This is a genomic window from Streptomyces sp. NPDC001732 (genome assembly GCF_053596315.1).
In genome coordinates this window covers 26,977-51,337 of record NZ_JBSFFY010000013.1, presented here as the reverse complement: position 1 = coordinate 51,337, position 24,361 = coordinate 26,977, and the positions used below count along the sequence as shown (strand labels likewise).

Below are 24,361 nucleotides of genomic sequence, written 5' to 3'. Positions count from 1 at the left end.
GTCGCCGACGGCACTCCGGCCGGGGGCGGACAAACATGCCGCTACCCCCGGCCGGCCCAGTGCCTCCGTTCCGGACGGGCCCGTCAGCCCGCCGGGTCCGTCAGCGCCACGGCCCCGTCACCGCGAACGTCGTCCCCGGCGTGTAGCAGTTCACGAACATCGTCCCGCCGTCCGGGGAGAACGTGACCCCGGCGAACTCGCCCCACTCGGGCTTCTCCGGCGTCCCGATGTTCTGCCGGCCCCGCGCCATGGCGTACACCTCACCACGCCGCGTCAGCCCGAACACGTGCTGCGCGCCGTCGCCGTCCTCGCACACCATCAGGCCGCCGTCGGCGGCGAGACAGATGTTGTCGGGGGACTCGCCGGGCAGCTGGACGTCCTTGTCGGGGCCGAAGACGATCACCAGCGTGAGGCGGCGCCGCTGCGGTTCGTACCGCCACACCTGGCCGTGGTGGTCGGCGGCCGACCCCTCCGCGCTGCGCGCGAAACTGGAGACGAAGTAGACCGAGGACCCGCCCCAGTAGCAGCCCTCCAGCTTCTGCGCGTGCGTGATGCCCTTCGGGCCGAAGTCCTGGAACCGGATCGGTGTTTCGGCCGCCAGCGGGTCCGGTACGGGCACCCACTCGACGCCCTCGAAGCACGCACCGGTCTCCTGGATCGCCGAGAGGTCGGGGACGCCCGGCACGCGCATGGCCTCCAGACGGCCGCCGGCCCGCAGCGAGCCCGTACCGCCGAGCGGTTTCTCCGGCAGGAAGCGGTAGAAGAGCCCGAACGGCCTGTCGAACGCGTCCTCCGTCTCGTAGACGATGCCGTTCCCCGGGTCGATCGCGATCGCCTCGTGCTGGAAGCGGCCCATCGCGGTGAGCGGCACGGCCCCGGTGCGGCGCGGGTCGGCGCCGTCCACCTCGAAGATGAAGCCGTGGTCCTTGGCGTAGCCGTTGGTACCGGCCTTGTCCTCGGTCTCCTCGCAGGTCAGCCAGGTGTTCCAGGGGGTGCGGCCACCCGCGCAGTTCACCGCCGTACCGGCGATGGCGACGCGTTCGCCGAGGACGTTGTTGCGGCCGTCCAGTTCCAGGGCCGTGCAGCCGCCCTTGCCCATCGGGTCGTAGGTGAGGCCCTCGACGACCGGCACCGGGATCCTTCCCGTGACCCGGTTCTCGTGGTTGCGCACCAGGTGGACCCGTCCGTGACGGCCCGCGAAGGCGGCCATGCCGTCGTGGTTGCTGGGCACCCGGCCCTCGCCGGAGCGGAGCTGCTCGCCCTCCCGGGACAGGACCCGGTAGCGGAAGCCCTTCGGCAGGTCGAGCAGGCCGTCGGGGTCGGGCACGAGCGGGCCGTAGCCACTGTGCCCCCGGGCGGCGGCGGTGCCCGCGAAGAGTTCGGAGAACGCCCCCGTGAAGGCGATGGAGGCGACGGCCGCGCCGCTGCCGGCCAGGACCTGGCGACGGGTGGCGGACCGGCGTGACGTTTCTGATGACATGAGGCAACTCCCTGCTGGCGGACAGGAGAAGTGACCCGCATGTATCTATCACGCGCATTGCCGCGCGGGAACCATGCGGGTCACTGAGCCCCATGTGTGCCCCGGGCCGGAAGTGACCCCTGGGACGTCAGACCAGCGAGGCGGAGAGGGTGATCGTCGTGCCGGTCAGCGCCTGGCTGACCGGGCAGTTCACCTTGGCGTTCTCGGCCGCCGCGACGAAGCCCGCCTCGTCGAGACCGGGAACCTCGCCCTGGACGACGAGGTGGATGCCGGTGATGCCGGTGCCGGGCTGGAAGGTGACGTCGGCCGTGGTGGTCAGCTGGGTCGGCGGGGTGCCGGCCGCGGTCAGGCCGTGGGACAGCGCCATCGAGAAGCAGCTGGAGTGGGCCGCCGCGATGAGCTCCTCGGGGCTGGTCTTTCCGTTCGCCTTCTCCGCGCGCGACGGCCAGGAGACGTCGTAGGAGCCGATGCCGGAGGAGTCGAGGGTGACGACCCCCTTGCCCTCGACCAGGTTGCCTTCCCAGACCGTGTGCGCCTGACGCGTGGTTGCCATGCTGATTCCCTTCAAACGGTGTGCGCGGTTGATGCGGGAGCACCGGGGCGCCCTCGGGTGCCCCGGTGGTACGTCCCGAACCTACTTCGCCACCAGGTCCTTCGCGTCGCGAGCCAGCGCCGTCAGCCGCGAGATCGCCCGGAAGTACTTCTTCCGGTACCCGCCGTTCAGCATCTCCTCGCTGAACAGCCGGTCGAACGGCAGCCCCGAGGCGAGCACCGGGACCTCCCGGTCGTACAGCCGGTCCGCGAGGACGACGAGCCGCAGCGCGGTCGACTGGTCGGGCACCGGCTGGACCTCGGTGAGGCAGACCGCCCGCAGGTCGTCCGTCAGCGCGCCGTAACGGCTCGGATGGACGCGGGCCAGATGGTCGAGCAACGCGGGGAAGTCGTCCAGGCTGGCCCCCTCGGTGGCGTACGCGGCCCGGGTGACCTGCTCGTCGGAGTACGGGGGAGGGGCCTCGGGCAGCCCGCGGTGGCGGTAGTCCTCGCCGTCGATCCGCAGCGGGCGGAAGTGCGAGGACAGCCCCTGGATCTCCCGCAGGAAGTCGGCGGCGGCGAACCGGCCCTCGCCGAGCTTGCCGGGCAGGGTGTTGGAGGTGGCGGCGAGCGCGACCCCCGCCTCCACCAGCCTGCTGAGCAGCGACGACACCAGCACGGTGTCGCCCGGGTCGTCCAGCTCGAATTCGTCGATGCACAGGAGCCGGTGCCCGCTCAGCGTCTTCACGGTCTGCTGGAAGCCCAGCGCCCCCACCAGGTTCGTCAGCTCCACGAAGGTGCCGAACGCCTTCAGCGAGGGCTCGGCGGGCGTGGCGTGCCAGAGGGACGCCAGCAGATGGGTCTTGCCGACCCCGTAGCCACCGTCCAGATAGACCCCGAGAGGAGCGGACGGCGCCGACGACCTCTTCCCGAACCGCCCGCCCGTCGCCCGCCACCACCCCTCGAAGGATGCGCTTCGCGCTCTTCCGCTTTTGCCCGACCCACTCGCATGTGCCCCCCCGAGCCCGGCCGCGAAGCCGCTCAGGACCTTGACCGCCTCGATCTGGCTCCGCTGGTTGGGGTCCGGCACATAGGTGTCGAAGCGTACGGAGTCGAAGCGCGGCGGCGGCACCATCTCGGCGACCAGCCGGTCGGCCGGTACATGGGGCTCACGTGCACACAGGGACAGGGGAGCTGTTTCGGCTATGGGGCTCTGCCCCGAAAGGGCTGTGGAGGACGACACAACTCTCAACCTTAAGCGCCGTGCCAGACTGCAGGACATGCGACGCCTCTTCCCTGTGACCGACCTGACACCGGCCGACGACGAGGGGGAGTGGAGTCTGGACGCCCTGGCCGAGGCCTACGCCTACCCCGAGCAGGACGGCCCCTGGCTCCGCGCCAACATGGTTTCGACCCTCGACGGGGCCGCCCAGCACGAGGGCCGCTCGCAGCCGATCTCCTGCGAGAGCGACATGCGGATCTTCGGCACCCTGCGCGGCCTGGCCGATGTGATCCTGGTGGGGGCGGAGACGGTGCGGATGGAGGGCTATCGGCCCGCCAGGGCGCGCGAGGCCTTCGCCGCCCGTCGCGCCGCGGCCGGACAGGGGCCCGCCCCGGCGATCGCCGTGGTGAGCGGCAGTCTGGACCTCGACTTCTCGATGCCGCTGTTCACCGCCCCGCTCGTCCCGACCCTCCTGCTGACCGGCGCCGGGGCCCCGCCGGGCCGGATCGAGGAGGCGCGCACGGTCGGCGCCCACGTGGTGATCGCGGGCGAGGGGTCCCGGGTGGACCCGGTCAGGGCCGTGCGGGAACTGGCGGACCACGGGTTCCGGCGGCTGCTGACCGAGGGCGGCCCGAGGCTGCTGGGCCAGCTGGTGGCGGCCGGGGTGCTGGACGAGATCTGTCTGACCCTCTCGCCGATGCTGACCGCCGGGGACGCGCAGCGGATCGCCGGGGGTCCTTCGATGACCGTGCCGGAACGATTCGTCCTGGCTTCCCTGCTGGAGGAGGCCGGGTTTCTCTTCACTAGGTACCGTCAGGGCTGAAAAGAGCGGAATTACCCGTTCCGGTTAGCTTCGGGTGGGCACAATTACCTCGCAGCCCCCGTGCGAGCGCGGGGAAGGATGGTTTCAGCAGCGACCGGGGACGGTCACTGAAGCAGAAGGGCACCCGTGGTGTTCACCAGCGTTTTGATGATCGAGAAGCCCCTCACTTCCGGGGATGTCGACTTCGTCACCACCCTGCACGGGGAGGAGCAGATCTCCTTCGTCGTGCTCATGCAGCCCCGCGGTGACCAGGCCGACGTGCTGCTGCGGGCGATCGACGACCTGGCGATGGGCGAACTGAAGGAAGCCGTCCGCGAGGGCGAGGAGCCCGAGGGCAAGAACGCCAGACAGCCCGCCGAACTCGCGCTCGAAGTGTCGCTGGAGGCGCTGCGCCGGGCAGGTTCCGAAGCGGTGGGACAGGTGATCGAGGACCACCCCCTGGACAAGCTGAAGTCCGTGGTCGACGAGGCGGAGGCGGACGAGGTCATCGTGCTGACCGCGCCGCACTACGTGGAGGAGTTCTTCCACCGGGACTGGGCGTCCAGGGCCCGTCACAAGGTCGGCGTACCGGTGCTCAAACTCTTCGCGCACAGCGAATAGGCTGGGCGGGCACCTCGTACCGACTCGGGTACTCGTACCGACTTCTTGGGGAGACACACGCATGGCACCCGGTATTCCTGCCGCCATGGAACGGCCGCACTTCATCGGCATCGGCGGCGCCGGGATGTCGGGCATCGCGAAGATCCTCGCCCAGCGGGGTGCCAAGGTCGCGGGCAGTGACGCCAAGGAGTCGGGCACCGCCGAGGCGCTGCGGGCGCTGGGGGCGACCGTCCACATCGGGCACGACGCCGGGAATCTGGCGGACGACGCCTCGTGCGTGGTCGTCTCCAGCGCCATCCGCCCCGACAACCCGGAGCTGGTGCGCGCCGCCGAACTGTCGGTCCCCGTCGTGCACCGCTCCGACGCGCTGGCCTCCCTCATGGGCGGCCTGCGCGCCATCGCGGTGGCCGGTACGCACGGCAAGACGACCACCACGTCGATGCTGGCCGTCGCCCTGAGCGAGCTGAACCTCGACCCCTCGTACGCCATCGGCGGCGACCTCGCCGGTCCCGGTACCAACGCCACGCACGGCGAGGGCGAGATCTTCGTCGCCGAGGCGGACGAGAGCGACCGCAGCTTCCAGAAGTACGACCCCGAGGTCGCGATCGTCCTCAACGTCGAGCTGGACCACCACGCGAACTACGCCTCGATGGACGAGATCTACGAGTCCTTCGAGACCTTCACCGGCAAGATCGTCCCCGGCGGCACGCTGGTGATCTCCGCCGACCAGCCCGGCGCCGTCGAGCTGACGGAGCGGGTCCGCGCCCTCCCCTCGCTGAACGTCGTCACCTACGGCGAGGCCGAGTCCGCCGACGTACGCGTCCACCGGATCACCCCGCGCGGGCTGACCAGCGAGGTCACGGTCCTCCTGAACGGGAAGTACCTCACCTTCGCCGTCTCCGTGCCCGGCCGCCACTACGCGCTCAACGCGGTCGCGGCTCTCGCCGCCGGGGTCGCCCTCGGCATCCCGGCCCACAACCTGGCCTCCGCCCTCGGCAAGTACACCGGGGTCAAGCGCCGCCTCCAGCTCAAGGGCGAGGCGGCGGGCGTCCAGGTCATCGACTCGTACGCGCACCACCCCACCGAGATGACCGCCGACCTGGAGGCGATGCGCGGCGCCGCGGCCGACTCCCGGATCCTGGTCGTCTTCCAGCCCCACCTCTTCTCCCGCACCCAGGAGCTCGGCACCGAGATGGGCCGGGCCCTCGCGCTGGCCGACGCCTCCGTGGTCCTGGACATCTACCCGGCCCGCGAGGACCCGGTTCCCGGCGTCACCAGCGAGCTGATCATCGACGCCGCGAGGGCCGCGGGCGCCGACGTCACCCCCGTCCACGACAAGGCGGCGGTCCCCGGCGTCATCGCGGGAATGGCGAAGCCCGGCGACCTCGTTCTCACCATGGGAGCGGGCGACGTCACGGACCTCGGCCCGCAGATCCTGGACCACCTGTCGAGCTGAGGGAGCGCCGTGTCCTACGACATCGAGAAGCCGGACGAGCAGTGGCGCGAGGAGCTGACCCCGGCCGAGTACGCGGTCCTGCGCCAAGCCGGTACCGAGCCCGCCTTCGTCGGTGAGTACACCGACACCAGGACCACGGGCGTCTACTCCTGCCGCGCCTGCGGTGCGGAGCTGTTCGGCTCCGACACCAAGTTCGAGTCGCACTGCGGCTGGCCGTCCTTCTACGACCCGAAGGACACGGACGCGGTCGAACTGATCCAGGACCGCAGCCACGGCATGGTCCGCACCGAGGTCCGCTGCGCCCGCTGCGGATCGCACCTGGGCCACGTCTTCGAGGGCGAGGGCTACCCCACCCCGACGGACCAGCGGTACTGCATCAACTCGATCTCGCTGCGGCTGACCCCCACCGGGGACTGAGGGCCGCGCACCGGGCGGAACGACCCGGGCGGGGGCCGGTGCGGCCGGGCGTCAGCCCTCGTCCCCGCCCGGGTCCCCGTCCCCGGCGGTCTTCGGCCGCAGCAGCGGATGGGCGACGCCCGGGAAGACCACCGCCCGCGCGGCCGGCTCCCCGGCCCCGCCCGGGGCCGTCCCGGCGATGCCCCACGGCCGGCCGGGCAGCACCACGGTCAGGACGTACGAGGACGCGCAGCCCGTGCAGTCGTAACGGTCCGCCCAGGTCTCCACGTCCGTGACGCTGCCGGGGTACCGCGCCACGTGCCGGTGGAGGGCGTGGCAGCGCCCGCACCGCTCACCGGGCTCGCAGGTGCTGCCGCAGGGGCACGGCACGTCCGGCGAATCGGCGGGGTGCCAGCGCTGGGTGAGGACGGCCGCACGGGTGGCGCCCATGTCCTTCATCGCCTTCAGACGGCGCGCGGCGACGTTGTAGGACTCGCCGGTCGCGGCCATCCGGTCGCGGATGACGTCCTTGCGTCCGCGGTTCGTCGTCATCTGCTCCTCCTGAGGCATGTCACGCAGCCCGCCGGGAGCACACGAGATCGGTACGCCCCACGGTACCGGCAACTCCGCACCGGTCGGTGCGACCCCGAGGGGGGACCCCGGAGCCTGCCGGGTCCGGCGGGAACGAATCCGGCCCGCCACCGCGCATGTGCTACGAGCGCCGCACCCGTGCCGTCAGCCGACTGCCGAGCCGTCTGCCGAAACCGCCCGGCCGGCTCCACGCCCGGAACGCCTCCGCCGTGCGGCTGCTGCCGAGGTGCCCGACCGCCTCCTCCACCGCCGCGGCCTCGCCCGCGGACAGGCCGCGGACCACCGGCCGCAGCACCTCCTCCAGCAGCGCCGTCCGGACCTCGCCCCAGGCGGGACCCGCGTGCGGATGGGAGCTCCAGACCGTGAAGCAGTCGGCGACATAGGCCGGCTCGGAACGCAGCCGGGCCAGGACCGCGTCCCGGCGGGCGGCCCTGCCGTAGGCCGCGACGAGGTCCGCGTCGGCGTCGTGGACGAACGCGTACAGCTCCGCCTCCGGGCGGTCCGGGGACAGCAGCCGCTCCGCCAGCGCCCCGAAGGCCTGCTCACGGACGCCCGGCTCCACCGGCTCCGCCGCCGCGCACAGCCGCCGGGCCCGCTGCGCCCAGTCCGGCTCCGCCGCACCCGACCGCAGCTCCCGCGCGAACTCCAGGAGCAGCAGGGCACCGCGCGCCCGCGCATCGATCTCCCCGGGGAAACTGCGCAACAGATCGTGCGCCAGCTCGGCGGCCTCCACGTCGTCGCAGGGCGCACCGAGCGCCGCCGCCACGAGCGCGGACCACGTACCGGCCGCCCGGTGCGCGTCGGAGGTGGCCCCGCCCAGCAGCAGCCGCGCCTCGCCCGCCGTGGGCGTGCCGTCGCCCCAGACCAGCCCCATCGCCGTACGCAGCACCAACGGCTCGGTGAAGGGCGACATCCCGCCGGCGCGCAGCACCGCGTGCAGTGCCCCCACCCGGTCGTCGCCACCGCCCGCCTTGGCGTCCGGCGCCGCCGCGCACATCCGCAGATGCGGCAGCGCCTGCGCCCCGGTGAACGGCAGCGCGACCCCGGACAGCAGCCGCTCCGTCCCCGAGGGATCACGCGGAGCGAGCCGGTCCAGCTCGCCGAGCAGCGCCGTACGGACGTCGAACTGCTCGTCCAGGAGGTCGAGCAGCACCGGCCCGAAGTCGCCCGCCCCCTCGTCCAGCAGGGACCGGGCCATCCGGCCCACGACAGCGGGGAGCAGGTCCGCGCAGTCCACGTCGAGCAGCCGCGCGACCCGCAGCAGCTGCACCGCACGCGCCACGCCCCGGCCGGGCCCGGCGGGCGCACCGGGCGCCGAGGCCACGAGGGGCACGTCGGAGCCGAGCTCGGCGCGCAGCTCCTCGCCCAGCTCCGCGACGAGCGCCGCGGCGGCCCGCTCCCCGGCGGGCCCGGCGAAGACCGAACGCGCGGGCGGCTCCGGGACGACGCCGCCGCCGCGCACCGCCTCCGTCACCAGCAGCGCGCCGAGCGACGCGGCCACGGCCGCCGCACCCCGGCCGTCCAGGGCCGTCAACAGCCGTGACACACAGGACAGTTCGTCACCCGTGCGGTCGAGATCGGGGGCGGTCAGCGCATCGGTCAGCAGCCGCGTCCGCTCCTCGTCCAGCGCGTACGGCCGCTCGGCCGCCCAACTCGCCGCGGCGGCACGCCCCTCGGGCCCGAGCGGGACGCCCGCACAGAGCGCCGTGACGGCGAGCGGCCCGGCGGAGAAGGGCTCACCGGGCAGCTCCGCCGCCACCCGGAACAGTTCCGGGGCCCGGCCGCGCCAGATCCGGGCACAGGTCTCGGCCCAGGCGTCGTCCACCGGTCCCCGCGGGGGCGCCCCGGTGCAGTCGTGCACCCGGAGCCCGTCGTCGCACGCACCCGGCCCGGGGGCGTCGCCCGGGAGCACCCCGACGATCCGGTGCGGGGAGGCGGCCGGGCGGCGGGTGTACGTGGTGAAGGTCAGCCGGTGGGCGGTCTTTGGCGGGAGCACCGCCCCGGCCAGGGCGATCCACCGCGCGACATCGGCGCACCGCCGCTCCACGAGGACGATCCGCACCGGCGACGGCTCCTCGCCCACCCGGCGCAGATCGGCGAAGAACCCCGCCAGCCAGGGGCTCCGGGAGACCGCGAAGTCGTTCAGCGCCCCGGGCCCGAAGGCGGCGGAGGCGGGCAGCGCGGCCAGGCGGCCGGGCGTACCGCCGTCCGGCGCGGCCGAGGCCCAGCCCGGCGACCGCCAGGCCGTGACCGGCAGCGCGTCGCCCGGCAGCCGGTCACCGGCCGGAAGGTGCACCGCGTGCGCGTGGAAACGGCCGGAACCCGGCCCGCCGAGCGCCACCGCGCGGCTCAGCAGATGGCTGCCGTCGGAGAGTCGGCTGAAGCTGAACGCCTCGGGGAACGAACGGAGTTCGTCGGACGTGGGGTGGTAGGGGGAATCGGCCGGTGGCTCGTAGCCGAGCAGCTGCTCGGCCTCGGCGAGCACCGGCGTGGGTATGCCCGCGCCGACCGCCGTGAACCGTGCGCCGCCCCCGTCGTCCCCCGCGGAAGCAGAGGTGTAGTGCAACTGCGCGAGGCTCATGCGTCGGCCCTCTTCGTCCTTGCCGCGAACGTCCCCGTGCCGTCAGCACACCCGCTCCGTCGCCCGCCCGTCGGGGCAGGTCGTCCGGGCGCGGCGACGACCCCGGCGGGGAACGGTCCGCAATCGCGGGAGCGACGCTATCAAGGCGCGCCCTCCCGCACGCACCCCGTCGCGGTCCGTACCGGCGCGCGACGGCTCCGGCCGATGCGCCGCCATCACCCCAACGGCCCACGCACCGGACGTGCCTCCCGTCGTTGAGCGTCATCGGATTGCCCAATCCCCCGTGGGCTCGGCTCAGCGGGCTCAAGGGTCCTTCTGCGTACTGGAGTTACTCCGTTGAAACTCAAAACTCTCTCCGCGGCGGTGGCCGTCGCGGCCCTGGCCGGCCTCACCGGCGCGAGCACGGCCGGTGCGGCGCCCGGCACCGTCTCCGGCAACGGCGGCAACCGCATCGGCACCCTGCGCGTCAACGGCGACGCCTACGTGAAGGAGGGCGGGCTCAGCGCCACGTGGGTCAAGGAGTCCGGGAGCGTCAAGCAGATCGCCCTGTCCGGCAACCGCATCGGTGTCCTCACCGGGGACGGTGTCGCCTGGGTGAAGGAGGGCGGCCTCAGCGCGACCTGGGTCAAGGAGGCCACGGACGTCAAGCAGATCGCCCTGTCCGGCAACCGCATCGGCGTCCTGAAGGACAACGGCGACGCCTATGTGAAGGAGGGCGGGCTCAGCGCGACCTGGGTCAAGGAGTCCGTCAAGGTCAAGGAGCTGGAGCTGTCCGGCAACCGCATCGGCGTCGTCACCGGTGACGGTGTCGCCTGGGTGAAGGAGGGCGGCCTCAGCGCCTCCTGGGTCAGGGAGTCCGACAACGTCATCGGCATCGACCTGGCCGGGAACCGCATCGGCGTCCTCGTCGGCAACGGTGTCGCCTGGGTGAAGGAGGGCGGCCTCAGTGCCTCGTGGGTGAGGGAGGCCGACGACGTCGTCCAGCTCGAACTGTCCGGCAAGCGCATCGGCGTCCTGAAGGACAACGGCAAGGTCCACGTCAAGGAGGGCGGCCTCGGCGCCACCTGGGTGCACGAGTACGACCGGGCCGTCCAGATCGCCCTGTCGGGCAAGCGCATCGGCGTCCTCAAGGGCAACGGCGAGGCGCGGGTGAAGGAGGGCGGCCTCAGCGCCACCTGGGTCCTGGAAGCGGGCGCCGTGACGGAACTGGCCCTCTCCTGACCCCACCGTCCGGCGGATGACCGTGAGACCCGCCGCGCCGTTCACCAGCGCCGACTTCGGTGTGCGGCGCGGTGCCGTCCCCGGACCGCCGTTCCGGAGAAAATCGCTGGCCAGAGGTTTGCCGGTTCGGTAGGAAGGAGCCATGAGCACTTCCTCCCCGCAGGCCGCCCGGAACCCCGGTCCCGTCGACCGCAAGTCCTTCGTCCGCACCACACTCGATCTGGGGGACGTGGTACTGCGCCCCTGGAACCGGGAGGACGCCGCTTCGGAAGCCGTGCTGGACGGCCTGGTGGCCGCCGGGACGGATCCGGACATCGCCCTCTGGAACCCCCTGGCGACAGCGGACCGGGACGCGGCCCGCGCCTGGGTGGAAGCACGCGACGGAGTGTGGGAACGCGGCGCTGCCGCCCCCTTCGCCGCCCTGGACGCCACCGACGGCACCCTGCTGGGCGGTGTCAACCTGCGCTGGGTCGACCGCGAGGACGGACTGGCGATGATCGGCTACTGGCTGCTGCCGGCCGCCCGCGGGCGGGGCCTCGCGACCCGGGGGACCCGGGCGGTGACGAGCTGGGGCTTCGCGACGGCCGACGCCCGCCGCATCGAGATCGCCCACGCCGTCGGGAACGAGGCGTCCTGCCGGGTGGCCGACCGCTGCGGCTACCTCCCCGAGGGCACCCTGCGCGACTCCCACGTCTTCGGCGACGGCAAGTACCACGACGAGCACCTGCACGCCCGCCTGGCCACCGACCCGGAACCTGCCGGGGATTAGGGCCCAGTAGCCCGGACAACACCTCCGTACGCCGGTTCGGTGACGACAACTCCCATGCAAGGCAACCGACTTGTCGGACCGTCACCGACGCCGGCACCCGTCCGGGACCTCCGGATGTCTTGATGGCGCAACAGTTTCCCCGGGAACCGGCCGTGCCCCTTCCGCACTCATAGGATCGACGCGACTTCTGGGATGCGGGGGTGGCCGATCATGGCGTGCGGCGGGGCGATACGCGGGTTACGCGGGTACGGAGTCCTGGCGGCGGTCCCGCTGCTGCTGGCGACCGCGTGCGGCGGGGGCGGCGCAGGGGGCGGGGACGCGGCGAAGGGGCGGCCGAGCGCCTCCCCGTCCGCCGGTACCGCAACCGGGAAGGGCGGGAAGGAAACGCCCGGCGCCACGGGCGAGCCGGTCATCGACGCCGACCCGGCGCGGCTGCCCACCACACGGAAAGCGGCCCTCGACCTCATCGGGCAGGTCATCGCGGACCCCGAGGACTTCGGCCCCGGGGTCGTCCCGCGCACCCCGTACGAAAGCGGTCCGGACACCTGGCCGGTGCTCGACGCCGACTGCGTATGGCAGCAGCGCGAGCCGGGCCGCGGGATCCTCGCCACCCTCACCCGCTCCTTCGAGGTGCCCGCGGGCAAGGGCAAGGGGCCGCTGCGGCTCGCCGCGATCGTGACCGTCCACCGCACGGACGACGGCGCGCGGTGGGAGATGGCCGAATCGATCGAGGAGTCGATGCGCTGCCCGACGCAGCAGCTGCGCCAGGGCGAGTTCATCGGCGGGCTCGGCGCGGGCGCCCTGGCCCGGGGCGAGGCCAACCAGACCAACTCCGAGGACTCGCTGATGGAATCCGGCGAATACCGCAGCACCGAACTCGGCGGCCCCCACCCGTACTTCTGGGAACAGGACCAGATCCTCCGGTTCACCTTCGCCGTGACCTCCAAAGGCTCCAGGGGCTGGGCCGACGGCAAGGTCGGCGACCTCGCCGTCCGGGCCCAGAGCGCCATGCTGATACGGCTGGACGAGGCCGTCGGGAAGAAGGGCTGAGGGCACATGGAGGAGCTTCGGGCCTCGGACCCGTCATGGATCGGCGGACACCGGCTGCTGGGGCGGCTCGGAGCCGGTGGCATGGGCGCCGTCTACCTCGGCCGGACCGCCGACGGGGCGCTGGCCGCCGTCAAGGTGATCCTGCCCGAACACGCCGGGGACGCCGAGTTCCGGGTCCGCTTCCGGCGCGAGGCCGAGGCCGCGCGCCGGGTGGACAGCCCCTGGGCGGTCCGGATCACCGGGTCCGGCACGGAGGACGAACGCCCCTGGCTGGCCACCGAGTTCGTGCCCGGACCCGCGCTGTCCGAGGTGGTCGCCCGCTGCGGGCCGCTGCCCGCCCGGAGCGTCCGGGTCCTCGGCCGGCTGCTGGCCCGCGCACTGGCATCGGTGCACGCGGCGGGGCTCGTCCACCGCGACGTCAAACCCGGCAACGTCCTGCTCGGCGCCGACGGGCCCAGGCTGATCGACTTCGGCGTCGCACGGGTCACCGACGCCACCGCACTGACCGCGGCCGACCTGGTGGTGGGAACCCCCGGCTTCCTCGCACCCGAACAGGCCACCGAGGGCGCCGCCGCCGTCGGACCGGCCGGTGACGTCTTCTCGCTGGGCTGCCTCCTCGCGTACGCCGCGACCGGACGGCCGCCCTTCGGGAGCGGCGCCGTGGACGCCCTGCTCTACCGCACCGTCCACGACGAACCCGACCTCGAAGGCGTCGGCGAACCGGAACTGCGCGCCCTGCTCGGCGACTTGCTGGCCAAGGAACCCGAGGCGCGGCCCACCGCCGCCGCACTGGACGCACGGATCGTCGAGGACGCCCCGAACGGCTCGATCGACTGGCTCCCCGAGGACGTCGTACGGCTGATCGCCGAGCGGTCCGCCGCGCTCCTGGCCCTGCCCGGCATCGACGCCACGGTCGCCGACGACCCCGGGGCCCGCGCCCCCGCACCGGCCCGGCGCAGGCTGCTCCTCCTCGCGGGCGCCGGAGCGGTGGCCGCCGCGGCCGGCGGCGCCTTCGCCGTACGCGAGTGGCTGCGCGACGACGACACCGGGAGCTCCGGCGCGGCCGGGGCGGACGTGCGGACCTGGACCATCGGCGTGCAGGCCGACCTGTCCGGCCCCCGGGCGGCGGACGGGCGGGCCCAGGAGCGCGGGGTGCGGCTCGCGGTCGACCGGTTCAACTCCCGTACGGACAAACCGTTCACCCTCCGGGTGAAGGCGCTCGACGACCGGGGCGAGGCCGCCGCGGGCGTACGCGTCGCCGAGCGGTTCGCCCGGGACCGCGACGTGCTCGCCGTCGTCGGCCCCACCGACGACCCCGTCACCACCGCGGTGCTCGGCACCTACGACGAGGCGATGCTGCCGCTCGTCACCGTGTCGTCCCAGCAACTCACCTTCGCCGTACGGTCCATGAGGTCCTTCTTCCAGGCGGTCCCGTCCGACGCCGCGCTGGCGTACCCGATCCGCAACCGGCTGGTGCTCCGGCCCGACGTGCAACGGCTCGGCGTGCTCCTCGACCGGGCCGGCGGCCAGTCCGCGTTCATGATGAGCTACCTCCTGAACCGGACCGTCGTCAACACCACCGACGGGACCACCTACCCGCGCGTGGTGCCCGCCGGCACCCGCGACCTGGTCCCGGTCGTCGCCGACCTGCTCGCGCACCGCAGCGACGCCTTCTTCTACGCCGGGGACCAGGCCGGGGCCGCCCGTGCCGCGCGGGCGCTCGCCGCCACCTCCTACGCGGGCCCCCGCATGGCCATGCACACGGCCATGGGCGCCCGCTTCCTGAAGGACGCCGGGGCCGCCGCCGAGAAATGGGAGTTCGTCTCGCCCTGCATCGGCGCGACGGCCCCCGCCGCGAAGGAGTTCACCGCCGCGCACCGCAAGAAGTACGGCGGCGCCCCTGCCCCCTGGGCCGCCGAGGCGTACGACGCGGCCGGACTGCTCCTCACCGCCCTCACCGCCCTCGCCCGCAAGGACCGGCCGCCCGCCCGGTCCGCCCTGGTAGCGAAGATCGCCACCGTCACGTACCGGGGCGTCTCGCGCACCTACGCCTTCGGCGAGGACTACCGGCTCAAGGGGATGGCCGCCCATCTCCACGGGGTCCGCGACGGCGCGTTCCGCTACCTCGGCCCGGCCCCCGAGACCAAGAACTGACCCGGCATGCGACCACTCACCCCGGACGACCCCCGGACCGTCGGCGAGTACCGCACCCTGGTACGGCTCGGCGCGGGCGGCATGGGCGTGGTCTACCTGGCCCGTTCCGCCGGCGGGGCGCTCGCCGCCGTGAAGGTGATCCGGGCCGAGCACGCCACCGACCCCGGCTTCCGGGCCAGGTTCCGGCGCGAGGCCGAGGCCGCCCGCCGGGTCACCGGGCCCTGGGTGGTCCCGGTGACGGGCGCCGACGCCGAGGCCCGCGAACCCTGGCTCGCCACCGGGTTCGTCCCCGGTCCCTCGCTGGCCGAGGTCGTCGCCACCGAGGGGCCGTTGCCGGTCACGACCGTCCGGGCCCTCGGCGCCCGCCTGGCCGGCGCACTCGTCGCCGTGCACGAGGCCGGTCTCGTCCACCGCGACGTCAAGCCCGGCAACATCCTCCTCGCCCTCGACGGGCCCCGGCTCATCGACTTCGGCATCGCGCGCCACGAGGGCGCCACCGCCCTCACCGCGACCGACGCCGTGATCGGCACTCCCGGCTACCTCGCCCCCGAACAGGCGTCGGCGGGACCGGTCGGACCGGCCTGCGACATCTTCTCGCTGGGCTGCGTCCTCGTGTACGCGGCTACCGGGCGGCGCCCCTTCGGGGACGACGGGGCCGCGTCCGTGCTGTTCCGCACCGTGCACGAGCCACCGGATCTGCGCGGCCTGCCGCCCGAGCTGTTCCCGCTCGTCGAAGCCTGCCTCGCCAAGGACCCGGCGGACCGGCCCACCGCCCGCCGGGTCGAGGAACGGCTCGCCGACACCGCGCCCGCCCCCGATGCCTCCTGGGCGCCGCCGGGGCTCTCCGCCCTGATCGCCGAACGCTCGGCCACCGCCCTCGCGCTCCCCGTCCCCGAACCCCCGGCGACCGTCGAGGACCCCGCCCCGCCCCGCCTCTCCCGGCGCCGCCTGCTCACCGCGTCGGCCGCCTCCGTCCTGCTGGCGGGCGGCGGAACAGCGGCCTGGCTGGCGGGGCGACGGACCGACGGGGGGACGGAACCCCGCCCCCTCCCCGTCCACACCATCGGCCTGCACGCCGACCTGACCGGCCCCGGCAGGGCGGTCGGCGTGGCGCACCAATACGGCATGCGGCTCGCCGTCGACGACCACAACGCCCGCGCCGACATCCCCTTCCGGCTCGCCCTGCGCACCGAGGACGACGCCGGGGACCCCACCCGCGCGCTGCGCGTCGCCGACCGGCTGGCCGCCGACCCGAAGGTGCTGGCCGTCGTCGGCCCCACCGGGAACGTCGTCGCCGCATCCGTCGTCGAGCGCTACGAGCGGACCGGCCTCGCCCAGGCCGTCGTCGCGGCCGGCTCCACCACCGCCGAGATGGCGGCTGTCGAGACCCTCTGCGTGCTCCGCCCCTTCGACGACAACCTCTCCTTCGGCATCCAGCACTACCTGGTCCAGGTCCGCCCGGCCCGGCGGTTGGCGGTCGTGGAGGACGGCGCCGACCCCGAGGGCGCCTGGGCGATCACGGACACCTTCCGCAACGCCCTGCCCAAGGGGGCGAAGACGACCGTCCACCCGGTCGCGGCGGGCACGGACGACTTCGGCCCGGTGGCCCGCGCGGTGGTCGCCGCGGGCGCGGACGCCGTCGTACTCGCCTCGACGTCCCCCGCCCGGGGCGCCCGCTGCGGGGTGGCCCTGGCCGACGCAGGGTTCACCGGCACCCGCGCGTCCACCGGGCCCGTCCTGGCGCCCGCCTTCCTCGGCGGTGCCGGGAAGGCCGCCGAGGGGTGGGTGTTCGCCCAGGCGTACAGCGACCCGTCCGGGCTCCCGGCCGCGAAGGCGTTCACCGCCGCGTACCGGAAACGGTTCGAGGCACCGCCCGCCCGCTGGGCCGCCGAGGCGTACGACGCGGTCGGGCTGATCGCCCGCGCGGCCCGCTCCACCAGCGCCACCGGGGCGGAACGCGAAGGCATCGCGCAGCGACTCTTCCTGACCACCCACCCCGGCATCACCCGGACCCTGTCCTTCCGCGCCAGCCGGCAGGTGCGGTTCGAGAAGGGGATCTTCCTCTACCGGGTCGAGGGCGGCCGGGCCCGCTTCCTGGGGCCCTACTTGAAGGTGTGAACCGGGGCCATGCACGGGAAGCCCCGCCCGGCCCACGCGGCGACCCGGCGACGGCCGGGCGGGGGACGTACGGAGGGACGTGCGGGGGACGTGCGGCGACGGCATGAAGTGGAGCTGCGGGCGCGTTTAAGAAAACCTCGATGGACCTGTGGCGCGGGGTGCGGCAGATTTCATCCGTGACGGCAGAGGATGGTGCGCGGCAGCCGGTCGACGCGCGCTGCCACGGAACCCGTCCCCCCTCATTCCTCCCCGGGCCGCAGGCTTGCCCATGGCCGCCTCCGGCCCGGGGCACTCAACGCCGTACCAGCGCAGGGAGCCACCGCCGTGAAGGCACTCGTGAAGCAGAAGGCCGAGCCGGGACTCTGGCTCATGGACGTGCCCGAGCCGGAGATCGGCCCCTCGGACGTCCTGATCAAGGTCCTCCGCACCGGCATCTGCGGCACCGATCTGCACATCCGCGCCTACGACGGCTGGGCGCAGCAGACCGTGCGCACCCCGCTCGTCCTCGGACACGAGTTCGTCGGCGAGGTCGCGGCGACCGGTGCCGACGTCGTCGACATCAACGTCGGCGACCTGGTCAGCGGCGAGGGCCACCTGGTGTGCGGCAAGTGCCGCAACTGCCTGGCCGGCCGCCGTCACCTGTGCCGCGCCACGCTCGGCCTCGGCGTCGGCCGGGACGGGGCGTTCGCCGAGTACGTCGCCCTGCCCGCGTCCAACGTCTGGGTGCACCGGGTCCCCGTCGACCTCGACATCGCCGCGATCTTCGACCCGTTCGGCAACGCCGTCCACACCGCGCTGTCGTTCCCGCTGGTCGGCGAGGACGTGCTGATCACCGGAGCCGGGCCGATCGGCATCATGGCCGCCGCCGTCGCCCGGCACGCGGGCGCCCGCAACGTCGTCATCACCGACGTCAGCGAGGCCCGGCTGGAACTGGCCAGGAAGGTCGGGGCCAACCTCGCCCTGAACGTCGCCGAGGCCACCATCGCCGAGGGACAGCAGCGCCTCGGCCTGCGCGAGGGCTTCGACGTCGGCCTGGAGATGTCCGGCCGGCCCGAGGCGATGCGCGACATGATCGCGAACATGACGCACGGCGGACGCATCGCCATGCTCGGACTGCCGTCCGAGGAGTTCGCGGTGGACTGGTCCCGGATCGTGACCTCGATGATCACCATCAAGGGCATCTACGGCCGCGAGATGTACGAGACCTGGTACGCCATGTCCGTGCTCCTGGAGGGCGGCCTCGACCTCGCCCCCGTGATCACCGGCCGCTACGACTACCGCGACTTCGACGCGGCCTTCGACGACGCGGCGAGCGGCCGCGGCGGCAAGATCATCCTCGACTGGACCTCCTGACCGACGCCCCGCCCCGCCCCGAAGCCCCGTGGGCGGCGAGCCCTCTCGACCAGCTGGGAGACACCCTCATGTTCGATTCCGTACGCGACGACCTGCGCACCACCCTCGAGGAGATCGAGGCCGCCGGACTCCACAAGCCCGAGCGGGTGATCGGCACCCCGCAGTCCGCGTCCGTCGCCGTCACCGCGGGCGGACGCCCCGGTGAGGTGCTCAACTTCTGCGCCAACAACTACCTGGGCCTCGCCGACCACCCCGAGGTGATCGCCGCCGCCCACGAGGCCCTGGACCGCTGGGGCTACGGCATGGCCTCGGTCCGCTTCATCTGCGGCACCCAGGAGGTCCACAAGGAGCTGGAGCAGCGGCTCTCCGCGTTCCTCGGCCAGGAGGACACGATCCTCTACTCCTCCTGCTTCGACGCCAACGGCGGTGTCTTCGAGACCCTCCTCGGCCCGGAGGACGCGGTCATCTCCGACGCCCTCAACCACGCCTCCATCATCGACGGCATCCGCCTCTCCAAGGCCCAGCGCCTCCGCTACGCCAACCGCGACATGGCGGACCTGGAGAAGCAGCTCAAGGAGGCGTCCGGCGCCCGCCGTCGCCTCGTCGTCACCGACGGCGTCTTCTCCATGGACGGCTACGTCGCCCCGCTGCGCGAGATCTGCGACCTCGCCGAGCGCCACGACGCCATGGTCATGGTCGACGACTCGCACGCCGTCGGCTTCGTCGGCCCCGGCGGTCGCGGCACCCCGGAGCTGCACGACGTGATGGACCGCGTCGACATCATCACCGGCACCCTCGGCAAGGCCCTGGGCGGCGCGTCCGGCGGCTATGTCGCGGCCCGTGCCGAGATCGTCGCGCTGCTGCGCCAGCGCTCCCGCCCCTACCTCTTCTCCAACTCCCTCGCCCCGGTCATCGCGGCGGCCTCGCTCAAGGTCCTCGACCTGCTGGAGGGGGCCGGCGACCTGCGCGAGCGGCTCAACGCCAACACCGCGCTCTTCCGCTCCCGGATGACCGAGGAGGGCTTCGACATCCTGCCCGGGGACCACGCCATCGCCCCCGTCATGATCGGGGACGCGGCGAAGGCGGGCCGGATGGCGGAACTGCTCCTGGAACGCGGTGTGTACGTGATCGGGTTCTCGTACCCGGTCGTCCCGCAGGGCGCGGCCCGCATCCGCGTCCAGCTCTCCGCCGCCCACTCCACCGAGGACGTGAACCGGGCCGTGGACGCGTTCGTCGACGCGCGCGCGGCGCTCGGGGAACAGTGACGGAGCGGACGGGGCCGCTGTCCGGGGCCCCGTCCGTCCATCCGCCCGGGGCCTCACCCGGGCGGCCGGGCCACCTCCGTGACCTGGGACAATGGGGACATGATCGACTCACGGCGGCTGCGCGTCCTGCGTGCGGTGGCGGACCATCGCACGGTGACGGCAGCAGCCGCCGCGCTGTACCTCACCCCCTCCGCGGTCTCCCAGCAGCTCGCCGCCCTGGAGCAGGAGACCGGGCACCGGCTGGTCGAACGCGGCGCGCGCGGTGCCCGGCTCACCCCTGCCGGGGACATCCTGCTGACCCACACCAACGCGGTGCTGGCCCAGCTGGAACGGGCCGAGGCGGAGCTCGCCGCATACGGCTCGGGGGAGGCCGGTACGGTCACCGTCGCCGCTTTCGCCACCGGCATCGGCCTGGTCCTCGCCCCCGCGATCGCCGCGCTGACGCTCACCGCACCCGGCATCCGGGTCCGCGTCCAGGACGCGGAGGGCGATGCGAGCGTGCCGATGGTGCTCGACCGGCAGGTCGACGTGGCGGTCGCCGTGGAGTACCGGGGCGCGCCGGGCGAGGACGACCTGCGGCTGACCCGGGTCCCGCTGTACTCCGAGCCGTTCGACGCGGTGCTGCCGGTGGGGCACCGGCTGGCAGACCGGGAACAGGTGGCGATCGCCGACCTGGAGAAGGACCCGTGGATCGGCCCGTACCCGGGCAACCCCTGCCACGACGTGGTGGTGCTGTCCTGCGAGTTCGCCGGATTCCAGCCGAGACTGGAGCACTCCTCGGACGACTTCCGCGCGGTGGTCGCGCTGGCCGGAGCGGGGGCCGGGGTGGCGCTGGTGCCGCGGTCGGCGTTGCGGGGGATGGAACTGACCGGGGTGGTGGTGCGGCCGGTGCAGGGCAGCGCACCGACCCGCCGGGTCTTCGCCGCGGTGCGGCACGGGGCGGAGGCGCATCCGCTGATCGCGCCGGTGCTCGACGCGCTGGCCGCGGCGGCGGTACGGGAGGCGGCGCTGCCGCTGCCGGCTTCGCCGTGACGCGGGCCCCGGGGGCGGGGGCTCTGGTCGCGGCGACATCGAAATGCGGCTCGGTTCGCCTCCTGCTCCGTCTTCACCGCAACTCCCTCACCTGCTTGCGGAATTCGCTTGAGGCGGGTTCGCTGCTGCGATCCAAACCGACGAGATCCGAACGGACGATGCATTCCTGGGTGAGTTCTGCGCAAAGTGCAGTGACCATGTCTCACTCGCCGAGCGCCCGGCCCTGAACAGTTCACGTTCAGGGCCGGGCACTCGGCCATGTCCGACGGTGCGGTACGGGCTCAAACCCGGTGTTTGAGGACGAAGCGGCCGCCGGAGGACCCGGGCCATACCGCCCCCGCCCCCGCCGCCACGACCACGGCCAGCACCAGCGCCCCGTATCGCACCGGCGGCAGATACGGCACCGAACCGGCCACCGACACCGCGAACGCCACCAGCGGGACCGCCGCGACCAGCGTGCCGATCGCCAGGCCCGTCACCGCCACCAGCCCCGTCTCCAGGACCAGCATCCGCCTCACCTGGCGGCGGCCCGCGCCGACCATCCGGAGCAGGCGGAACTCGGGACGGCGGCCCACCGTGATCAGGGACAGCGTGCTGATCACCGCGAGGAGCGCGAAGCCGCCGATCACCCCGACACCGATGACGATCAGGGCGTCGTCCTGGTCCGACGACACCGGGGCGATCCGCGCGTCGTCCGCTGTCGCGGTACGGACCTGCGCATCCGTGTACGGGGCGAGGGCGCGTCGGACCGCAGCGGCCGCAGCCGGGCCGCCGTGCTCGGAGCGGATCAGGATCTGCTGGTCGCGCGGTGCCGAGACATGTCCGGCCAGGGCCTCGTGCGGCAGCATGAACTCGCCCAGTCCCAGCGCCCGCTCGTAGAGCGCCACCACTCGGAGCCGTACCTCCGTACCGTCACCGAGGCGGAGCTTCACCGTGTCGCCGGTGCGGATGCCGAGGTCGTCGGCCCGGTCCTTGCCGACCGCGACCGTGCCGTTGCCGGTGAGGTCAGCCAGATCACCGGCCGTGACGCGCGGATCGAGCGTGCCGGGCAACTGATCGGCCGTCACACCCATCACGGGGAACCGGTCCAGTTTCGGATCGCCCATCTCGCGATGGGCGAGGACGACGCCGGAGCGCAGCACACCGGTCGCCGCCATCACGCCGGGGGCCCTGCGCACCGCCCGCGCCGCATCGGCCGGCAGCCCGGTGGCCGGACCCGTGACCACCAGGTCCGCCCGGAGAGCGGCAGCGGCCTGCCGGTCGGCGGCCCGCTCCATCGTCGAACCGGCCGCCAGCTGTACGCAGACGAACGCGACGACCAGCACGATCGGGGTGATCGCCGCACCGAGGCGCCGATGGTGCGCGGCGGCGGACCTGGCGGCCAGGAACCCGGAGACACCGCCCGCACGCCGTAGCGGTGCACCCAGCACCCGCATCGCCCCCCGGGCGATCCACGGACCCAGCAGCGCCACCGCGATGATCAGTGAGGTCGCCGCACCCGAGGCGGCCACCGCGGCGGCCTGCCCCCCCTGTGCCGTTGCGGCCCCCGCCGAACCGACCCCGGCGACGGCCAGCCCCACTCCGATGACGGTACGCAGCCGGCCGGGCTCGCCCGGCTCGGGCGCCCGAGCCGCGCCCAGCGCCGCTGCGGGCCGCAGCCGGGTGATGGACCTGGCCGCGAGCATCGACACCGGACGCGCCGCCGATGCGACGAGCACCACGGCCGTGGCGCCCGCGGCGAACGGCAGCCATACCGGCACGGGCAGCGGCAGCGGGTCCGTGGTCAGCAGCGAGCGCATCAGCAGCCCCAGCGGGACGGCCCCGACCCCGCCCAGCACCGCGGCGGCACCGGCCACCCGGCTCACCTCACGGCCGACGGCCGACCGGAGCTGCCGGGGCGACGCCCCGACCGCGCGCAGCAGCGCCAGTTCACCGGAGCGCTGGTGGACCGCCTGGGAGAGGGTGGTGGCGATCACCAGGAGCGCCACCATGAGGACCGTCCCCGCGATGGAGGCGAGCAGCGGGAGCAGATCGCCGCGCGCGCCGAGCGCGTCGACGTACTCGGCCTGTCCCCGCTCCGGACCGGTGAGGATGCGGACCCCGCGGTCGCCGTGTGTGCGGTCGGGCAGCGCGGTCTCCAGCGACGCCCGCAGTTCGTGGGCCGGGACGCCCTTCTCGGCGACGATGCCGATGGCGTCGACCGTGTCGGGGTGTCCGGCCAAGGCGGTCAGCCGCTGCTCGGTGAAGAAGACGGCGGGGGAGGCGCCCCGGTGACCGGTGTCGGCCACACCGCTGACCGTGTAGCGACGGGGCGGCCCGTCGCTCTGCAGGGTCACATGGTCACCGGGCCTGCTCCCGGCCGCGGCCGCCAGCGCGCTGTCGATGACCACCTCGGTGGACGTCCTCGGCGCGTGCCCGTCCGTCAGCCGGTACGGAGTGAGCGCGGCGGAAGCCCATGAACGGCCGACAGCCGAAGTCCCGCCGGCCCCGGTACCGGCGCCCGCGCCGCCCACGGCCACCGGGACCGAATCGTCCGCGACGGCCTTCGCGACGCCGTCGGCAGCGGCCGCCCTCGCCACCGCGGAGCGGTCCAGGCGGACCCGTTCGGGCAGATACGCCGTCGCGGTCTGAGGCTCGCTGCCCCACGGCTTCGCCGTGTACGTCACCTTCTGGTCGACCGCCACCACCGCGTCGGCCCCGGCATACCGTTCCACCGGCGGCTGTGCCAGCAGCAGCGAACCGAGAACGAAGGCGAACGCACCGATCAGCGCGGCCGCGGCCGTCGTCGCCGCGAACACCGCCGCCCAGGCCCGGCGATGATGCTTCAGCGAACGCAGGGCGAGGAACGCCGACGCCCGTCGCACCCCGTGCCGCCCATCTGTGTGAGGCCTCAGCGTGCCCGTACCGGTACTCATCGCAGTCGGCCGCCGTCCATCGTCAGCACGGTGTCCGCCCAGCTCGCCGCCACCGGATCATGGGTGACCATGACGACCGTACGGCCGTCGACCCGTACGGCGTCCCTCAGCAGGCCGAGCACCAGCGCCGCCGACTCCGGGTCCAGGGACGCCGTCGGCTCGTCCGCGAAGATCACCTCGGGTTCGGTCACCAGCGCCCGCGCCACCGCGACCCGCTGCTGCTGGCCGCCGGAGAGCGTCGCGGGGCCCTGCGCGCCGCGATCCGCCAGGCCGACCCGGGCCAGCAGTTCCCGGCCACGGGCCAGTACCCGCTCGTCCGCCGGATCGGCGCCCGCCAGCACCAGCGGCAGCACGACGTTCTCCTCGATGTTCAGCGACGGCACCAGATTCAGGGCGTGCGACTGGAAGACGAAGCCGATCCGGTCCCGGCGCAACCGGGTCAGCGCGGCCTCGGACAGCGAGCCGAGATCGGTGCCCCCGACCCGTACCGTCCCCGACGTCGGACGCTCCAGGCCCGCCGCACACTGCAGGAACGTGCTCTTCCCCGATCCCGAGGGGCCCACCACCGCGGTGAAACTCCCGGCCGGGACCGCGCAGCTCACCGCGTCGAGCGCAATCGCCTTCCGGCCGCCGCTCTGCCCGTAGTGCCGGCTCACCGACTGAAGACTCAGCGCGGTCGCCCGCACCGCTGTGACCGTGCCCACCGTCGACTCCACTGTTTTTTCTCCGCTCGGCGCTTCGTACCTTCTGGCCTCCATGAACGCTATGAGGATGAAAACGCCCGGACGAGGGTGCGGGCTTCCG

Annotated in this window: 19 protein-coding genes; 12 read left to right on the top strand and 7 right to left on the bottom strand. The window is 73.5% G+C overall.

Annotated elements, in window-relative coordinates; all coding sequences use genetic code 11:
- Positions 1 to 100 precede the first annotated feature (100 nt).
- The 3 genes from ACWCXX_RS15960 to zapE all read right to left on the bottom strand — a co-directional run bounded on the left by ACWCXX_RS15960 (position 101) and on the right by zapE (position 3,254).
- The gene (locus tag ACWCXX_RS15960; RefSeq protein WP_451127492.1) at positions 101 to 1,480 is read right to left on the bottom strand and encodes an alkaline phosphatase PhoX; all 1,380 of its coding nucleotides are present in this window, start codon (positions 1,478 to 1,480) and stop codon (positions 101 to 103) included.
- A gap of 127 nt (positions 1,481 to 1,607) precedes the next feature.
- On the bottom strand, positions 1,608 to 2,033 hold the full coding sequence (locus tag ACWCXX_RS15955) for an OsmC family protein (RefSeq protein ID WP_451127490.1): 426 nt from the start codon (positions 2,031 to 2,033) through the stop codon (positions 1,608 to 1,610).
- 81 nt (positions 2,034 to 2,114) lie between these two features.
- Positions 2,115 to 3,254 carry a cell division protein ZapE gene (zapE, locus tag ACWCXX_RS15950; protein WP_451127488.1) on the bottom strand — a complete coding sequence of 380 codons (1,140 nt, stop codon included), beginning with the start codon at positions 3,252 to 3,254 and terminating at the stop codon, positions 2,115 to 2,117.
- 37 nt (positions 3,255 to 3,291) lie between these two features.
- Here zapE and ACWCXX_RS15945 point away from each other — a divergent pair, with 37 nt between their 5' ends.
- The 4 genes from ACWCXX_RS15945 (at position 3,292) to msrB (ending at position 6,529) form a co-directional block, all read left to right on the top strand.
- The gene (locus ACWCXX_RS15945; protein ID WP_451127486.1) at positions 3,292 to 4,056 is read left to right on the top strand and encodes a pyrimidine reductase family protein; all 765 of its coding nucleotides are present in this window, start codon (positions 3,292 to 3,294) and stop codon (positions 4,054 to 4,056) included.
- Positions 4,057 to 4,203: 147 nt separating this feature from the next.
- Positions 4,204 to 4,656, top strand: coding sequence for an indole-3-glycerol phosphate synthase (locus ACWCXX_RS15940; protein ID WP_148840020.1), 453 nt, complete (start codon positions 4,204 to 4,206; stop codon positions 4,654 to 4,656).
- A 61-nt stretch (positions 4,657 to 4,717) separates the two neighbouring features.
- Positions 4,718 to 6,112: a UDP-N-acetylmuramate--L-alanine ligase gene (murC, locus tag ACWCXX_RS15935; RefSeq protein ID WP_451127484.1), complete on the top strand. Its 1,395-nt coding sequence runs from the start codon at positions 4,718 to 4,720 to the stop codon at positions 6,110 to 6,112.
- A 9-nt stretch (positions 6,113 to 6,121) separates the two neighbouring features.
- Positions 6,122 to 6,529 (top strand): peptide-methionine (R)-S-oxide reductase MsrB, encoded by a 408-nt coding sequence (gene msrB, locus ACWCXX_RS15930; protein ID WP_451127482.1) that lies wholly within the window; start codon positions 6,122 to 6,124, stop codon positions 6,527 to 6,529.
- Positions 6,530 to 6,580: 51 nt separating this feature from the next.
- Here msrB and ACWCXX_RS15925 read toward each other — a convergent pair whose 3' ends face one another.
- Together ACWCXX_RS15925 and ACWCXX_RS15920 are read right to left on the bottom strand one after the other, a co-directional pair.
- Entirely contained in the window at positions 6,581 to 7,060 is a 480-nt protein-coding gene (locus ACWCXX_RS15925; protein WP_451127480.1) for a hypothetical protein, read from the bottom strand.
- A 160-nt stretch (positions 7,061 to 7,220) separates the two neighbouring features.
- Positions 7,221 to 9,680, bottom strand: coding sequence for a GTPase-associated protein 1-related protein (locus tag ACWCXX_RS15920; RefSeq protein WP_451127478.1), 2,460 nt, complete (start codon positions 9,678 to 9,680; stop codon positions 7,221 to 7,223).
- A gap of 336 nt (positions 9,681 to 10,016) precedes the next feature.
- Between ACWCXX_RS15920 and ACWCXX_RS15915 the strand changes: the two genes are divergently transcribed.
- The 8 genes from ACWCXX_RS15915 to ACWCXX_RS15880 all read left to right on the top strand — a co-directional run bounded on the left by ACWCXX_RS15915 (position 10,017) and on the right by ACWCXX_RS15880 (position 20,642).
- Positions 10,017 to 10,901, top strand: coding sequence for a peptidase S1 (locus tag ACWCXX_RS15915; protein ID WP_451127476.1), 885 nt, complete (start codon positions 10,017 to 10,019; stop codon positions 10,899 to 10,901).
- A 142-nt stretch (positions 10,902 to 11,043) separates the two neighbouring features.
- Entirely contained in the window at positions 11,044 to 11,670 is a 627-nt protein-coding gene (locus tag ACWCXX_RS15910; RefSeq protein WP_451127474.1) for a GNAT family N-acetyltransferase, read from the top strand.
- 210 nt (positions 11,671 to 11,880) lie between these two features.
- On the top strand, positions 11,881 to 12,720 hold the full coding sequence (locus ACWCXX_RS15905; protein ID WP_451127472.1) for a hypothetical protein: 840 nt from the start codon (positions 11,881 to 11,883) through the stop codon (positions 12,718 to 12,720).
- Between the two features lie 6 nt (positions 12,721 to 12,726).
- On the top strand, positions 12,727 to 14,874 hold the full coding sequence (locus tag ACWCXX_RS15900) for a bifunctional serine/threonine-protein kinase/ABC transporter substrate-binding protein (protein ID WP_451127470.1): 2,148 nt from the start codon (positions 12,727 to 12,729) through the stop codon (positions 14,872 to 14,874).
- Between the two features lie 6 nt (positions 14,875 to 14,880).
- Positions 14,881 to 16,992: a protein kinase domain-containing protein gene (locus tag ACWCXX_RS15895; protein ID WP_451127468.1), complete on the top strand. Its 2,112-nt coding sequence runs from the start codon at positions 14,881 to 14,883 to the stop codon at positions 16,990 to 16,992.
- Between the two features lie 324 nt (positions 16,993 to 17,316).
- A complete protein-coding gene (tdh, locus tag ACWCXX_RS15890) occupies positions 17,317 to 18,345 on the top strand; it encodes an L-threonine 3-dehydrogenase (protein WP_451127466.1) in 1,029 nt (342 codons plus the stop codon).
- A gap of 68 nt (positions 18,346 to 18,413) precedes the next feature.
- The gene (locus tag ACWCXX_RS15885; protein WP_451127464.1) at positions 18,414 to 19,610 is read left to right on the top strand and encodes a glycine C-acetyltransferase; all 1,197 of its coding nucleotides are present in this window, start codon (positions 18,414 to 18,416) and stop codon (positions 19,608 to 19,610) included.
- Positions 19,611 to 19,709: 99 nt separating this feature from the next.
- Positions 19,710 to 20,642, top strand: coding sequence for a LysR family transcriptional regulator (locus ACWCXX_RS15880; protein WP_451127462.1), 933 nt, complete (start codon positions 19,710 to 19,712; stop codon positions 20,640 to 20,642).
- Between the two features lie 281 nt (positions 20,643 to 20,923).
- Here ACWCXX_RS15880 and ACWCXX_RS15875 read toward each other — a convergent pair whose 3' ends face one another.
- On the bottom strand, positions 20,924 to 23,557 hold the full coding sequence (locus tag ACWCXX_RS15875) for an FtsX-like permease family protein (RefSeq protein WP_451127460.1): 2,634 nt from the start codon (positions 23,555 to 23,557) through the stop codon (positions 20,924 to 20,926).
- Positions 23,554 to 24,273, bottom strand: a complete 720-nt coding sequence (locus tag ACWCXX_RS15870; RefSeq protein WP_451127459.1) for an ABC transporter ATP-binding protein — start codon at positions 24,271 to 24,273, stop codon at positions 23,554 to 23,556. Before ACWCXX_RS15870 ends, ACWCXX_RS15875 begins: the two co-directional genes overlap by 4 nt.
- Positions 24,274 to 24,361: the final 88 nt, after the last annotated feature.

Excerpts from the sequence above, each read along its gene's own strand:
- ACWCXX_RS15945 (WP_451127486.1), top strand. The coding sequence starts at position 3,292 with ATGCGACGCCTCTTCCCTGTGACCGACCTGACACCGGCCGACGACGAG.
- ACWCXX_RS15880 (WP_451127462.1), top strand. The coding sequence starts at position 19,710 with ATGATCGACTCACGGCGGCTGCGCGTCCTGCGTGCGGTGGCGGACCAT.
- ACWCXX_RS15955 (WP_451127490.1), bottom strand. The coding sequence starts at position 2,033 with ATGGCAACCACGCGTCAGGCGCACACGGTCTGGGAAGGCAACCTGGTC.
- murC (WP_451127484.1), top strand. The coding sequence starts at position 4,718 with ATGGCACCCGGTATTCCTGCCGCCATGGAACGGCCGCACTTCATCGGC.
- ACWCXX_RS15925 (WP_451127480.1), bottom strand. The coding sequence starts at position 7,060 with ATGACGACGAACCGCGGACGCAAGGACGTCATCCGCGACCGGATGGCC.
- ACWCXX_RS15875 (WP_451127460.1), bottom strand. The coding sequence starts at position 23,557 with ATGAGTACCGGTACGGGCACGCTGAGGCCTCACACAGATGGGCGGCAC.
- ACWCXX_RS15920 (WP_451127478.1), bottom strand. The coding sequence starts at position 9,680 with ATGAGCCTCGCGCAGTTGCACTACACCTCTGCTTCCGCGGGGGACGAC.
- ACWCXX_RS15940 (WP_148840020.1), top strand. The coding sequence starts at position 4,204 with ATGATCGAGAAGCCCCTCACTTCCGGGGATGTCGACTTCGTCACCACC.
- ACWCXX_RS15910 (WP_451127474.1), top strand. The coding sequence starts at position 11,044 with ATGAGCACTTCCTCCCCGCAGGCCGCCCGGAACCCCGGTCCCGTCGAC.
- ACWCXX_RS15960 (WP_451127492.1), bottom strand. The coding sequence starts at position 1,480 with ATGTCATCAGAAACGTCACGCCGGTCCGCCACCCGTCGCCAGGTCCTG.
- ACWCXX_RS15905 (WP_451127472.1), top strand. The coding sequence starts at position 11,881 with ATGGCGTGCGGCGGGGCGATACGCGGGTTACGCGGGTACGGAGTCCTG.
- ACWCXX_RS15885 (WP_451127464.1), top strand. The coding sequence starts at position 18,414 with ATGTTCGATTCCGTACGCGACGACCTGCGCACCACCCTCGAGGAGATC.
- ACWCXX_RS15895 (WP_451127468.1), top strand. The coding sequence starts at position 14,881 with ATGCGACCACTCACCCCGGACGACCCCCGGACCGTCGGCGAGTACCGC.
- ACWCXX_RS15900 (WP_451127470.1), top strand. The coding sequence starts at position 12,727 with ATGGAGGAGCTTCGGGCCTCGGACCCGTCATGGATCGGCGGACACCGG.